This is a genomic window from Rhizobium sp. A37_96 (genome assembly GCF_053521765.1).
Genome location: NZ_JBNWDS010000002.1, coordinates 355,680 through 369,733, shown reverse-complemented (window position 1 = coordinate 369,733; position 14,054 = coordinate 355,680). Strand labels below are relative to the sequence as shown.

General features: G+C 57.0%; 9 protein-coding genes and 1 tRNA gene. All 10 read right to left on the bottom strand.

Translation table 11 applies throughout. The annotated features are described in order from the left end of the window. Nucleotides 1-44 precede the first annotated feature (44 nt). The 10 genes from ACQZ6J_RS08245 to ACQZ6J_RS08200 all read right to left on the bottom strand — a co-directional run bounded on the left by ACQZ6J_RS08245 (nucleotide 45) and on the right by ACQZ6J_RS08200 (nucleotide 13,851). The gene (locus tag ACQZ6J_RS08245) at nucleotides 45-1,544 is read right to left on the bottom strand and encodes an N-6 DNA methylase (RefSeq protein WP_449083305.1); all 1,500 of its coding nucleotides are present in this window, start codon (nucleotides 1,542-1,544) and stop codon (nucleotides 45-47) included. Beyond that, on the bottom strand, nucleotides 1,541-3,001 hold the full coding sequence (locus ACQZ6J_RS08240; RefSeq protein WP_449083303.1) for a restriction endonuclease subunit S: 1,461 nt from the start codon (nucleotides 2,999-3,001) through the stop codon (nucleotides 1,541-1,543). The genes ACQZ6J_RS08245 and ACQZ6J_RS08240 overlap by 4 nt, the downstream gene beginning before the upstream one ends. Continuing rightward, the gene (locus tag ACQZ6J_RS08235) at nucleotides 2,998-5,757 is read right to left on the bottom strand and encodes a type I restriction endonuclease subunit R (RefSeq protein WP_449083301.1); all 2,760 of its coding nucleotides are present in this window, start codon (nucleotides 5,755-5,757) and stop codon (nucleotides 2,998-3,000) included. Before ACQZ6J_RS08235 ends, ACQZ6J_RS08240 begins: the two co-directional genes overlap by 4 nt. Before the next feature lie 212 nt (nucleotides 5,758-5,969). Beyond that, complete coding sequence (locus tag ACQZ6J_RS08230) at nucleotides 5,970-6,320, bottom strand: hypothetical protein (protein ID WP_449083299.1); 351 nt, start codon at nucleotides 6,318-6,320, stop codon at nucleotides 5,970-5,972. Between the two features lie 154 nt (nucleotides 6,321-6,474). After that, nucleotides 6,475-8,136 (bottom strand): primase-helicase family protein, encoded by a 1,662-nt coding sequence (locus tag ACQZ6J_RS08225; RefSeq protein ID WP_449083297.1) that lies wholly within the window; start codon nucleotides 8,134-8,136, stop codon nucleotides 6,475-6,477. Beyond that, entirely contained in the window at nucleotides 8,136-8,729 is a 594-nt protein-coding gene (locus ACQZ6J_RS08220) for a hypothetical protein (RefSeq protein ID WP_449083295.1), read from the bottom strand. The genes ACQZ6J_RS08225 and ACQZ6J_RS08220 overlap by 1 nt, the downstream gene beginning before the upstream one ends. A 170-nt stretch (nucleotides 8,730-8,899) precedes the next feature. Beyond that, nucleotides 8,900-9,889 (bottom strand): site-specific integrase, encoded by a 990-nt coding sequence (locus ACQZ6J_RS08215; RefSeq protein WP_449083293.1) that lies wholly within the window; start codon nucleotides 9,887-9,889, stop codon nucleotides 8,900-8,902. A 76-nt stretch (nucleotides 9,890-9,965) separates the two neighbouring features. After that, nucleotides 9,966-10,042, bottom strand: a tRNA-Arg gene (locus ACQZ6J_RS08210). Between the two features lie 124 nt (nucleotides 10,043-10,166). After that, a complete protein-coding gene (locus tag ACQZ6J_RS08205) occupies nucleotides 10,167-11,687 on the bottom strand; it encodes an ATP-binding protein (protein WP_449083291.1) in 1,521 nt (506 codons plus the stop codon). A 157-nt stretch (nucleotides 11,688-11,844) separates the two neighbouring features. Further along, on the bottom strand, nucleotides 11,845-13,851 hold the full coding sequence (locus ACQZ6J_RS08200; RefSeq protein ID WP_163984829.1) for a methyl-accepting chemotaxis protein: 2,007 nt from the start codon (nucleotides 13,849-13,851) through the stop codon (nucleotides 11,845-11,847). Between the last annotated feature and the right edge of the window lie 203 nt (nucleotides 13,852-14,054).

Sequence of the window (14,054 nt, the reverse complement as noted above, 5' to 3'; positions counted from 1 at the left end):
TCACTTATTCCGTGAGGGCGGCTTCAGGAAGATAGTGCTGATTTTCAGGCAGCATTCTCTTTTTTCGCAAGCGAAGTCAAAACTGCACGGAAGCTATTCAGGCCTGCCTCCAAGTTCTCGATGATCTCCTCCGCAAGCTCGTCCGGCTCCGGCAAATTGTCGAGGTCAGTGAGGCTTTTGTCTTTCAACCAAGGCACGTCGAGGCTGGTCTTGTCGCGGGCAATAAGCTCTTCATAACTGAATTTTCGCCAGCGGCCTTCCGGATTCCGCTCCGCATCCCAGGTTTCTTTGCGTTCATGTCGGTTCGCCGGATTGTAACAAGTAATGAAGTCTGACAGATCTTCAAACCGCATCGGCTTCTTCTTCAAAGTATGATGTACGTTGGTACGGTAGTCGTAGTACCAGACTTCCTTAGTCCAGGGGCTGGGGCTGGCCTTGCGGTTATCGAAGAAGATGACATTCGCTTTTACGCCGTTTGCGTAAAAGATGCCCGTCGGCAGCCGTAAGATCGTATGGAGGTCAGTATTCTCCAGCAGTTTCTTGCGGATCGTTTCCCCAGCGCCGCCTTCGAAAAGCACGTTGTCAGGCACGACAACGGCGGCGCGACCCGTCGTCTTGAGCATGGTGCGGATATGCTGGACGAAATTGAGCTGCTTGTTCGACGTCGTCGCCCAAAAATCCTGCCTGTTGTAGGTCAGGTCGTCAGTTTCCTGCTCCCCCTCTTCGTTGGTGAAGCTCATGGAGCTCTTCTTGCCGAAGGGCGGATTTGCAAGGACGTAGTCATACACCCGAGCACTCGGCGCTATGAGGGCGTCGTTCGGCGAAACTGCGCCTTCGCCGTCGATCTCGCCGATGTTGTGCAGGAACATATTCATGAGACACATACGGCGTGTATTGGCGACGATCTCGTTTCCGTGAAACGCCTCGTGCTTCAGGAACGCCTTTTGCGCCTTGTCGAGCTGGTAGTTCTTGGGCTCGGTTATGAAGTCATAAGCTGCCAGAAAGAACCCGCCTGTGCCGCAGGCCGGATCAGCTATGGTCTTGCCCGGCTCAGGCTGCACGCATTCTATCATGGCACGAATGAGAGCACGCGGCGTGAAGTATTGCCCTGCGCCAGACTTCGTGTCTTCCGCATTCTTCTCTAGCAAGCCCTCGTAGATATCGCCTTTGACATCGGCGCCCATTGTAACCCACTGCACGTCATCGACCATGTCGATCAGCCGATATAGCTTGGCAGGGTCCTGAATCTTGTTCTGCGCCTTGGTGAATATCTGACCGAGCATCCCCTTATGGGTACCGAGTTCGCGCAAGAGCTCGATGTAGTGGCCCTCCAGCTCAGCGCCGCGCTTTGCTTTCAAGCTCTGCCAGTTGTACTTTTCCGGAATTCCCACAGACCGGCTATATGGCGGCTTTGCGTACTCATCGGCCATCTTGAGGAAGATAAGGTAGGTCAGCTGCTCCAGGTAATCGCCATAGCCAACGCCGTCATCACGAAGCGTCGTGCAAAAACTCCAAACTTTGGAAATGATGGGTGCAGGGCTCATGCGGCCTCCTTCTTGCCATTCTTATTGCTTCGCCGCTTTGTTGTCCGACCTTCCTGTCGTTCGGCACGAATGCGCTCCAACAGAATAGACGCTGGTTCGTCCACCGAGTCTTGCGCGACCAGCTGGCCGGAGAATGCACGCTTCAATATTGCTTGGCGTAGAGCTTCTGCGCGTGCGATCGCGGCCTCAATTTCGGCCTCCATCATATCGACAGATGTTAGCTTTGTTTCGAGAATGCGGACAATCTCAACCTGTTCGGCGAGCGATGGTAAACTGACCTCAACTGGATAAATCTTCGAGCCGGATATAACAGGTTGGCCGGTAGAGCTGCCGAGGATATTTAGGTTTTTGATTTCCAACAGCCATTTAAAAAAGCGCTTCTCGAAACTGTAAATCAGCGGGGTCACGATAAGCGCGTTATCTGTTACCCAACTCTTTGGGCGCGTTATGTGCGTCACCCCGCACTTTGCTCCAACACGACCAATAACAAGTTCAGGCTCTTCGACAAAATACTCGTCATGGTTCCCATTGACTCCATTCCCGCCGTACACAGCAAACGGCCCATCCCGCATTTGCTGAGCAGTTAGCCCGATGCCACTGCTAACAGAGAGAAGATCACCTAGCTCAACAATGGGCCACACGCCGTTCGTCTTCTTGGCGTCGGCAAGCTTTGAAAGCGGGCGAGGCGGCTTTGGTTTCGCTGGCTTTTCACCACCAGAACGCCATTTGTTAAGCGCCACTCGCCATTCATCGAGGGCAGCCTCGTACCGCTCGACGCGTTCAGCTTTGATCAGCTCGATTAGCGCATCGGGGGTGGCAATTTTGTCGGAATTCTTCGTCCGCCAGATTTCGGTCAGTTTGCTCTCGAAGGCGTGTTTGAGGACTGCTTGTCGGTATGCCTTAAGCTGCCGAAGCGCGACAGTCAGGCTCTCGATACTCTGATCGAGCTCGGAGAACAGCTCCTCAATCTTGGCAACGATGCGACGTTGTTCATCGGTGGGCGGCAGTTCTACAGGCCGCGCCCGTACTTGATCGTCTTTTACGGCGGGGTAGCTAACACCGTATTGCTCGCCTGTAAGTGCGGCAACGAAATCATGCGATATTGCCTTGTAGTAGAGATAGCGCGGCTCGACGCCAGCGGCAGGGCGCAGCACGGCGAATCCCGTAGACGCAATCTCATCATCGAGACGGTCGGGTACCTGCGCGATATTGCGAAGGTAGGGTCGAACGGTTGCAAACAAAACGTCACCGGATTTTACGATCTGCCTCGCGCGCGAGGGTGCGGATGAAAGGTTGACGCGCTTCGGGTCTGCGATCTTATTGCGTTGATTATCGATGCTACCGATGTCGATGTATTGGATTTCTCGATCTTGAGAGCTTGTGGCGTCCACCATGCTCACAGGCAATGTGATGTCACCCACGGTCGTAAGTGTCCAACTGTCAGGAATCAGACTCATGCCGCCAACGCCTCATTCAATTCCGCAATCACGTCGTCCATTTTCTCCCCAAACAACTGGTACATTCGCCCCATTCCACCTTTTGAATCGAACGGCGCCATTTCCAGATCGTCACGCTCGACATGGAACGAGTCGATCACATGGTCACGGATCATCCGCAACCACTCCATCTGTTCTTCCGTGAACTTTTCCCCACTGCCGCTGTGGCGCTGCATGATCCAGTTCTGGAAGTTTTTGCGCACGGTTTCCGAGAACGGCGAGACGGTCGCGTCAATGCCGCAGACGCGGCGGACAAGGGCGACCAAGGCCGCAAGCTCAGTTGAGGGATTGCTGCCCTTGTAGTCATCAAGGTGGGCATAGGCCCGCCAGACGCGCAGCGGCGCGAGCTTGGGCCGATCATTCTTCAACCGATCCATGACCTCCTTGATCATGGCGTAGGTCAGTTCCGAGCGGCGCGCAGGCTGGCTGTAGAGGATGGTCAGGGCGTCGATCTCGTCCCGGTTCTGCTCAAGGTAATCGGCAAAGTCTTTCGCCATCGTCTCGGCGTTCTCCTGAGCATCACCGCTCCAGGCCGCCTCAATTAAGGTGTCGAGGTTGTCATGATCGATGGTCTGCTCTTTATCGCGACGGATGCCGTCGATGAGCGCGATCAGCGGCCCGTTAAAGACAGATGCCGCATACCCGACCAACTCGTCTCGCGCCTTGATGCGCTGCTCGTCCGTCGGCTCGCCACCACCTGATGCCTCTCGCGCCTTCTCCTCGATGTGGTCAGCGTCCAGCGCCGCAACCAGCCCGCTTACGATGTCCGAAAGCGCCATTCCGCCAGCGGCCTCCGCGATGCGGGCCTGCTCCTTGTCATCCAGTTGCTTGTTCGGGCGCGCCAGACGCCCGGCGAGCGAACTCACGGTGTCTTCATCGCGCACGCCCATCATGACCCCGGTGGCGAGGTCCTTCAGCGGCACACTCGGTTTCGTGATGAGCGGCTGGCTCGCCGTCTTCAGAGACTTGGTAACGCCGATAGCGTCTACGATTACATAGTGGGTCTTGGCCGTGGTTGCCGACGGCGTGACCTTCTTCAGGCCGTCTGCGTCAAGCGTCCGTGTGCCGCGCCCTTTCATCTGCTCGAAGTAGTTTCTGCTCTTCACATCACGCATGAACAACAGGCATTCAAGCGGCCTCACGTCCGTGCCGGTTGCGATCATATCCACGGTCACGGCGATGCGCGGATAGTAATCATTGCGGAACTGGGCGAGGACGGATTTGGGGTCCTCTGTAGCCTGGTAGGTGATTTTCTTGCAGAACTGATTGCCTTCGCCGAACTCCTCACGAACGATCTGAATGATGTCGTCGGCATGGCTGTCGGTTTTCGCGAAGATGAGGGTCTTGGGAACCTCATTTCGGCCAGGGAATATCTCCGGCAACTTGTCGCGGAAGGTGCGGACTACGGTGCGAATCTGATCGGGGTTTACGAACTCCCGGTCGAGCTGCTTGGCGGAATAGGCCTCGTCTTCGTCCTGCCGCTCCCATCGCTTCGCTCGGGTCAAGCGCTCGCGACGCTCGATCTGCTGGTGCGCTTTGATCTGAGCCCCTTGTTTGGTGCGCTCGGTTTCGATGACAAAAATCTCGTTTCCGACATTCACGCCGTCGGCAACCGCCTGATCGTGGTCATACTCGCTGACGACGTTCTTGCGGAAAAACCCGTAGGTGCGGTTGTCCGGCGTGGCCGTAAGGCCGATGAGGTAGCCGTCAAAATACTCGATCACCTGCCGCCACAAATTATAAATGGAGCGGTGACACTCATCGATGATGATGAAATCGAAAAACTCCGGCGGAATCTTCTTATTGTAGACGACAGGCAGCGGCTGTTTGCCCCGGACCAGCGCCTCGGCAGGATTTTCCTCTTCTGCCGCCTCGTCGAGCGGCTCATCCTTCAACAGCGAATACATACGCTGGATCGTGCTGATGCAGACCTGCGCGTCCTTAGCGACGAAGGAGGATTTCAGGCGCTGGACGTTGTAAAGCTCGGTGAACTTCCTGTTGTCGTCGTTGGGCAGGAATGACATGAACTCCTGCTCTGCCTGCTCGCCTAAGTTCTTGGTATCGACAAGAAAGAGTACGCGCTTGGCGTCGGCATGTTTCAGCAAACGATAGACAGAGGTGATTGCCGTGTAGGTCTTGCCGGAACCGGTCGCCATTTGGACAAGCGCGCGCGGCTTGTCTGCCTTGAATGATTGTTCAAGGTTTTCGATGGCCCTGATCTGGCAATCGCGCAGGCCGTCGTGCGGCAGCGGCGGCATCGATTGAAGACGGGCGCGGAGCGACAAGGGCTTGTTCAGCCATTCTGCCATCGTCTCCGGGCGGTGGAAGGTGAACACCTCCCGCGATCTTGGCTTGGGGTCACGACCATCGGTGAAGCGGGTGATGACACCGGTGCTCTCGTAGACGAACGGTAGCGGCTGCTGGTTGTTGACCCATTTGAGGGTAGCGGCAGCGTAACCGCCGGATTGCTCTTCAACGGTGGTGAGCTTATGCCCCCAATCGCTTGGCTTGGCCTCGATGACGCCGACGGCCTTCTTGTCGACGAAGAGCGCATAGTCGGCCGGGCCTACGTCGGTCTGATACTCGCGAACCGCGATACCTTGGGCCGCGTTAAAATTGATGGCCTTCTTGTCCTGAACGGCCCATCCGGCCTCGATCAGCAGCGCATCGATCTGGTCGCGCGCCAGCTGCTCTGGATTCTTGTTGCTGTCGTTCACGGTGGCTGCATCCCCCTCGCACGCCTCTAGTTCCGCCACTGAGGCCTGCTCAACTTGGCCGAAAACGGTTAAGATTGCCATGCCAAGAAGGGGTCGCTATTGTTGGCGCAACATCCCTTCGAGGCTTAGGCAGACAATGCGTGTACGCGAGAACCATTAAATTGAGTCTGGCTTAACTTGCAACCTATTCGCTACCGATTTTGTTGTTTGAGTTAGAGCATGTCGTCAAGTCCCTCTATCATCCAGGCGGTAGATTCGCGATCCAAACCACCTACAACGTCGAGTTTACGATTGAGGAGCCAATCGCGAGAAAACTCCCAAGGCTCCCTGTCTTCCACGAGCCACGAAAGTACTTTGTCGGGGCGATAAAACATCTTATTACCCCTGCCCCTCCTCGTTGGCTCTGGTTCTGGTCCAGTTTCACGAACCCTCCAGTTGGCAAGCGATTGAAGGGAGACCCCGAGCACCTTGGCGAGTTCCCGACTGCTGATCGGGCGCCATATGGGCGAGCGGTGGACCACAAAGAAATCGATGATTGCAGCTTTATCGAATTCATGTTTCATTGTTTCATTGTTTCAGTGTTTCACTTTTAAATATTTGAATTTTCAGTGGTTCCTGTAGATTTCAGCCTAGACAGGTGAAGAGGAACGCCCTCTCTCCCCCGCCCAGCATGCAACGCGAAACAGTGGAACGGCACCGTCTTGCTACCAACAGAAGTTAGCGTGGTTGCAATTGCCGCATATGGCTACGGACTTCATCCGGCGTGGCATCTTGCCAGCGAGAAGTATCGGTCCATGCCCAAAGCCGCAGCGTGTTCTCTCCGATCCTGACCACATCAAGCTTCACCGCACCCAAGGCCTTAAGTGCTGACTTCACCTCGTTGAGTGATGGCATTTTGCCCAAGCGCTTCTGGAGCTCATTCCGGACGTCGCTCAGGGTGACGAGGTCACGCCAGAAAATGGGTGCGTTCTCTTCAATCAGCGCCTCGACTTCCTGGGTCACCTGCGACCGAGACGAGCCAATAATGTCGGCCTTGGCTTGGGTGAGTGGAGGCGCTTTATTGGGATTGAAGCTGGAGAGGTTGCGACCAAGGAGATAATTCAGGAACGCTCCGGCCTCCCGCTCGATAGAATGCGCCAGTGCCTCGTAATATTCCCTGCCCTGAGGCTCCATCGGGGAATCGCAGATAAGGAAGCGGCGGTCCCCAGCCTCAAGCGTTATGGGGATATCGTGGTTTGATGTTCCCATAATAAAATCAGGTGTCCTAGCTTCGAAGACCGGAATGTTCTTCTCCTCCACGCTCATGGTCCGAGCGGTAATCAAAGTTTTGATAGCGTTGTATGTTTCGCGGCGCTCAAGTGTCCAAAGCTCTTCGCAAATGAGAAGCTGGACATTCGAGATATGCGCGTTGAACCGCGTGCCGAGGCTACTACTTTCGATCGTCCGGCAATTGTGATTGCCGAAGAGCTTTTTTACCAACTCGAACAACAGCCTTTTGCCCGTCCCCTGCCTTCCGGTCAGCACGAATGCATGGGTCACCTTTTCACCAGGCCGCTGCACCATGAAGGCGAGCACATCAAGAAGATGATTCCGCACCTCATCGTCAGGCAGCATTTTCACCAGATGAAGATGAATCGCCTCACACTCACCCCCTGCCGGCTTCAGCCCAGAGGGCTTCCAGAGATTTACAGCTTCCTGCCCATTCTCCAGCGTCTGGAAAAGATCGGCAGACCCAGGCAGATAGGCAGCAACCTGGACTTTGCGGGTGAGCTCGTCCTTCGCAAGCTTGGTGTGCGGCGTCACATCCTTCGTAATGTGACTGTAGCGATCATTGAAGGCACGGGTGGATGAGAAAGCACCCGTGTTAAGATCGAGGTACCTACCTGTCTCTGTCTCGAGAACATGCCGGCTCATGAGATGAACGATTTCCGCCGGCCGGTAACCCAGCCGGATTGGAGAACTGATTTTTCCGGCGAAGACGCATTTTCCGCATCCCGCATAAGCAAGACCATCACGAATGTTTTCACAGGTCCGCGGCTTTGCATCTGCGACTGCACGCTTGAGCTTCGCTGCAGCTTCCTGTTCGTCGTAGCGCCCATCAAGAGCCGAAATGTCTTGGTAGATCTCCTCGCCGTTGCCGCAGTATCCGACAATACCAGCCAAGCCATACCAAGTTGGCTCGTCCATCTTCGAGTTTTCGGCACAACTCCTCACCCAGGAGCATCCAGCACGAACAGCTTCAAAGTCTGCCAAGTTGGCGTCATTCAAGTGGTCAGTTTTTTTCGCTTTGGTTTTCGCCCTCGCTGAAGGCTCGGGCGGCAACGCGCTAGCCATCCATGCTTCAATCTGCTGAGATGTATAGATCGACGTCGCTTCCATCACATCACCTCCACATTCTTCGGCGGATTTGTTTTATGGTTTTTGGTGCCTGGGTAGCGAAGTACCCGAGCGAGATCACCAGTGTTGTCGAAGTCCCATCCCCTACGAGCCTTCGCCAACTTGATGATCGTCTTCTGGAATGATGAAAGCGTCATCTTCGCCTTTACACGACGGTCTTGGTCGCGAAGGTCCAAAGGTTCGGGGAAGAGCCAGTAAGCATGGGCACCATTACCGGAGTTGACCATGAAGGAGGGCTGCGGAATGCTCACTTCGACCATGAAATCACGCAATTCGTCCATGCTCTTCGGCAACGCTGTTTTCGCATGCGCGTTCTGATCGCTAAACAGATCAAAGTCCGCATGTACGCAAGGAAGATAGTTCACGTCATTCGCTGAGCCGCGGCCGCTGGCAGGCGGCTTCCCAAGCAGCCCCACCGTGAAGTAAACATCGTCTTGGTTGGCGATGGCCTTCATGTAGGCGTCAGCTTCCTCCATTTCGGTCGAGTGGAAAAAGCGAATGTTGTTCCGCTTCGTCCACGTTGAAAGGTAGCCCTCCGGCGGCTCGGCCCAAAGGCACTTAAGAAAATTTGACAATATTGTATTCCTCTTCTGCACCGGCACGACGCCGGCGAAAGAGGAGATAAAGTGAGACGGCCTGACGTTGGAGATCCAAACGGCAAGAGTATAGTGTACTCTCACCGTTCAACCAAAGATGGAATTTTAGATTGGGTTAAATCCAAGGGAGAATTGCCACTGTTCTCACCTTAGAGTTTCGCAACTATCTTCTTGGGGTCAAGGTGCGTGTAACGCATCAGCATCTTCGGGTCTCGATGACCTGAGATTAACGCGACTTCTGGCAGCGTCAGACCGGCCTCAAAGAACCTAGATACGGCTTCATGACGCATATCGTGAAACCTGAGGTCGTTAAGACCAGCCTTTACCCTCAGCCTCTGCCAGGACAACCTCACCGCATTTGCCGAAATCGGGAATACTAACTCTTCGGCCTCACTTGCAGTCACACTGAGGTCGGCCACTATCTTCAATGCTCGACGTGACAGCGGAATTATACGAGGATGACCATTCTTGGTCACAGGGATCGTCAGCAAGGCCTGCTTTTGGTCAACGTGCCGCCACTCGACCCGAAGAATTTCGCCTCTACGCATGCCGGTCGCCAGGGCAAACAAGATTACTTGCCGAAGTAGCGGATTCCTGAATGTTCGTAAGGCCGTGGCAATGGCCCGAAGATCGGAAAGATGCACCCGCCTTGTTCTGGCTTTAGCCGGCGGCGGCTTACGTACATCATCGACAGGGTTGGCGGCAATCTTCAAACCCCACTCCCGTCGCGCCACATCCAGGACCTGACGCAGCAAAACAAGGTCTTGTCGCGTTGTCTCACCTGATACCCTTTCCAACCGCTCATCACGATAAGAAGCAACCTGAGCCGGCATCAACTTTGTTGCCTGGGTATTCGCAATCGCGTGGCGCAGAATCTTGTCGATCCGATAACGCTCTACAGATGCGGACTTTTTCTGAGGGGTGATCTTGTCTCGGTATACAACGAGCAGGTCGCCTAGTGTCCTTGCATCCAAGGCCTGTCGAGAAGGCAACGCCTCGCCTTGGTCGAAACGTCTCTCGACATCTCTAGCCCAAGCCTCCGCATCTTTGCGATTGATAAAGCTCTTGGAGACCGGGGAATGTCCCTGACGTCTCACTTGTACCTGCCACTTGCCGTTCCGCTTACGCAGAGTCGCCATTCATGCCTCACTGTGACCACAGCGTGACAAGGAAGCTAGGCGCTAACCGATACCGATTCTAAGTGATTGAAAAGAATGGCGCACCCGAAGAGATTCGAACTCCTGACCCCCAGATTCGTAGTCTGGTGCTCTATCCAGCTGAGCTACGGGTGCGTGCCGAAACGGAAGAAACCGTTGGCGTGGGCGGTTCTCTAAAGGGTCCATGGAGGGAATGCAAGTGGATTTGTGAAAAAGATCGCAATTTTCGTGCATGTCGATGTCAAGCCACTGAAAACAATTAGTTTTCTTGCATGCTTTTGCTGCGATAGTCATCAAGGGATACGGGCCGGTCTGGAATCTCGATGCGGAACTGCGTGCCGGCGGCCGGTTTTTCCACGAGCGCAATGGTGCCCCCATGGGCAAGCACGAGTTCGCGGGCGATCGCCAGGCCAAGGCCGGTGCCGCCGGAGCGGGCCGAACCGCGGAAGGCCATGAAGAGGTTTTCCCGCGCCTTCTGCGGCATGCCGGGCCCGGTATCGTCGACGGTGATGCTGACGACGCTGCCGATTCGATGCGCCGACACCGTGATACGCCGGATGCTGTCCGCCTCCGTCTCGCCGAATGCGATCAATGCCTGATGAGCGTTGCGGCAAAGGTTATGGATGACGCGAAACAGCTGCTCCCCGTCGGCATCGACCTCCAGGTCCGAACTGAGCTGCTCGACGAATCCGATTCCGCTCTCCGGATCGATCGCGAGAATATCGCGAACTTCCTCGATCAGCTCGACCAAGCGAATCTTGCGGCGGCGCGGCGCCGATTCGGATGTCTGTCCATAGGACAGAACCTCCGTCGTATACCCCACGGCACGGTCGATGGTGCGCAGCAGCTTCGGCGCGAAGCGCTTGACCATGGGGTCGTCGACATCGACCAGACGGTCCGACATCAGCTGCGCCGCCGAAAGGATGTTGCGCATGTCGTGGTTGATCTTCGACACGGCAAGGCCAAGAGCTGCCAGGTTCTTTTGCTGCTTCAGCGTTTTCTGCAGCTGCGACTGCATGGTGGCAAGATGCCGGCCGGCCACGGCGAGTTCGTCGCGCCCCTTTTCCGGCTCGAGAACGCGCCCGGGATCCTCCGGATCGTCCGAATAGGCCTGCATGCTGTCGGTGAGGCGGCGGATCGGGCGGATCATCATGCGGTTGATCGCAAAGAAGATCAGCGTTGCCGTAAACAGCGAGATCAGGATGGATACGAAGAAGACGCTGCGGGAATAGGCGAGCATCGCGTTGCGCAGGCGGGTATCCTTGAGCACCACCTCGATGCCGGTGCCGTCGTCGCCGCCGACAGGGCCGAAGACGCGGATGATGCGGTTGCCGCCAAACAGCAGCGTGTCGAGCGCATCCTTGATCGCCGTCAACTGCGAGACAGCGCTGAGATCGTATTTTTCATCGACGGACGCCGGCATCTCGGCCGTCGCCAACAGGCGCGAGGTGCCATCCTTGCGCAGAACGATGGCGCGCGTGCCCGTGGCCATCAAGGTTTCCTTCTGCAGGGCACGGGGCAGCTCGGCCGGCTGCAGGCCATCGATGACGATGGCGGCGGCGGCGGCCGTATTCAGCCGATCCTCCAGCCAGCGCAGCCGCATATTGGCGACGGAGGGCACGAAGATGAGCACTTCCGCCAAGGAGATGAAGACGACGGTGAGGATGAGAAGCTTGCCCGAGAGGCCGCCGAAGATGCCGGTGGGGCGGCAAAACTGGGACAGCCGGCCCTTGTCGGCCTTGCCGTCCTTTGCGGCGTCCTTGTCCTGCCCACTGTCCATTTCAATTGTCCCGATTCGCTGGAAAGCGACCTGATGCGACTTAATCGAAACTAGATAATAGGCGATTGCGGGCCTTTTTCCAATCGGCTCCGCAGTTTGACGATTGTAAAGGCCGGCCACGGCACCCATGCACCGCAGCCGGCCTTAGATCGACGGGTCAGAATTCTTCCCAGCTCTGGGCCGCCGCGGCCGGTGCAAGCGCACCGCCGCCGAATGCCGTCGCGACCCTGTCGATCATCCGGCGTGCCGGCGATGCCGTGGGGCGATGCGTCTCGGCGCGCGCTGCCACCGGCGCGGGGGCGCTGGCGGAATCGACCTTGAAGCGCGAGACGAGATGGACGAGGCCATCCGCTTCGCCGGCCAGACGATGGGTCGCAGCCGATGTCTCCTCGACCATGGCGGCATTGCGCTGCGTGACCTCATCCATCTGGTTGACGGCGTTGTTCACCTCGGACAGGCCCGTTGCCTGTTCGCGCGCCGCCGTTGCGATCGAGTGGATGTGATCGTTGATCTTGAGCACGCGCGCTTCGATGGAGGACAGCGCCTCGCCGGTCGCCTGCACGAGCTTGACGCCAACCTGCACTTCATCGCCGGATTTGCTGATCAGCGCCTTGATGTCCTTGGCCGCGGTGGCGGAGCGCTGGGCGAGCTCCCGCACCTCCTGGGCAACGACGGCGAACCCCTTGCCCGCCTCGCCCGCACGCGCGGCCTCGACGCCGGCGTTCAACGCCAGCAGGTTGGTCTGGAAGGCGATATCGTCGATCACGCCGATGATCTGGCTGATCTCGCCCGACGCCTGCTCGATGCGGCCCATGGCGTCGATCGCATTGCGAACGACGGTGCCGGAGCGGGCCGCATCGTCCTTGGCTTCGCCGACCATGACGCTCGCCTCGCGCGCCCGTTCGGTCGAGTTCTGCACGACGGAGGTGATCTCGTCGAGCGCTGCCGAGGTTTCCTCGAGCGCTGCCGCCTGCTGCTCGGTGCGCTTGGAGAGGTCGTCGCTGGCATGACGCAGTTCGTTGGTGTTGGAGTTGATCGAGCCGGTCGTCTGGCGCACTTCGCGCATGGTGCTCTTCAGCGTCGCGAATGTCGTATTGACGTTCTGCTGCAGCTCGGCGAAGGCGCCCTGGAATTCGCCCTTCATGGCCTGCGTGAGATCGCCTTCGGCCAGGCTCGCAATGACGCGGCGCACTTCGCCGATGCCGGTATCGACGCTGATCAGCAGTTCGTTGACGTTGCGCGCGAAACGATTGAGGTTGACGTCTCCATAGTCCTTGTCGATGCGGCGGCTGAAATCGCCGGCCGCCGCGGCCGAGACCGCCAGGGACATGCTCGACTGAAGCTCGTCGCTTTTGGCGCGCATGGCCGCTTCCTCGGCATTCATGCGGCGCACGGCATTGCCGTTTTCCTTGAAGACGTCCACGGCTGCCGCCATCTCGCCAATCTCGTCGCGACGGCCGGCAAACGGCACCTCGATATCGAAACGCCCTTCGGCGACGCTCTTTATGGCGGCCGTCACCTTGCGGATCGGGGTGCTGAGATGAACGGTGCCGATATAGGCGCCCAGACCGATGCCGGCGCCGATCCCCGCGATCATGATGCCGAGGACGACCCAGAAGACATTGTTGTGGAAGCTTGCAATATCCGCCTCGGCCCTTGCAAGTTCCGCCTTGTCGGTGTGCACGACCGCATCGATTTCAGCCTGGAATGCCTTGCGATTGGCGCGGTTCGCTTCGTTGTTGCCCTGCTTGCTCGCGGCGTCCGGACCATCCGTCACGCCGAGCCTGGCGGTCTCGGTCCGGAAGACCCGAAATTCCTGGGCGCGAGACTGCAATTTGGCGAAGTCAGCCTTCTGTGAATCGGGAACCAGAGGCGCCCAGCTCGCCAATACCTTGTCGATTTCGTCGAGGTCGCCCATCAGCCCATCCGCAAAGGTCTTGGAATCCTTTGCCGATGCCGCGGCATAGATGCCGCGCGCTTCCATGACCGCCGCGGTCACGTAGCGATTCAGGTGCTCACCCATGTAGGCACGGCCGGCCGTCTGCTCGTAGCTCTGCAGTTTCTGGTCGTATTGATGCAACGCATAGAGGGCAGTTGCACCGATCAACAGGGCCGCCCCGGCCATGACCGACACAAGCAGATTAATTTTACCACGAATTTTCACAATATCCCTCCGGCGCCGATCCCATCCCCCAAAAATCGATGGGTTTTCCGGCATTTACTTAGATATCGATGAAAATCATTAATGTTGCATTGAAGTATTTTCCGCCTATATGCGGGTTGATTCTAGTATATATAATAAGTTTCTTATATTGAATCCGGCGATCGCCTCCGCCAATGGCGAGGTGTCGCACGCAAAGCCTGAAG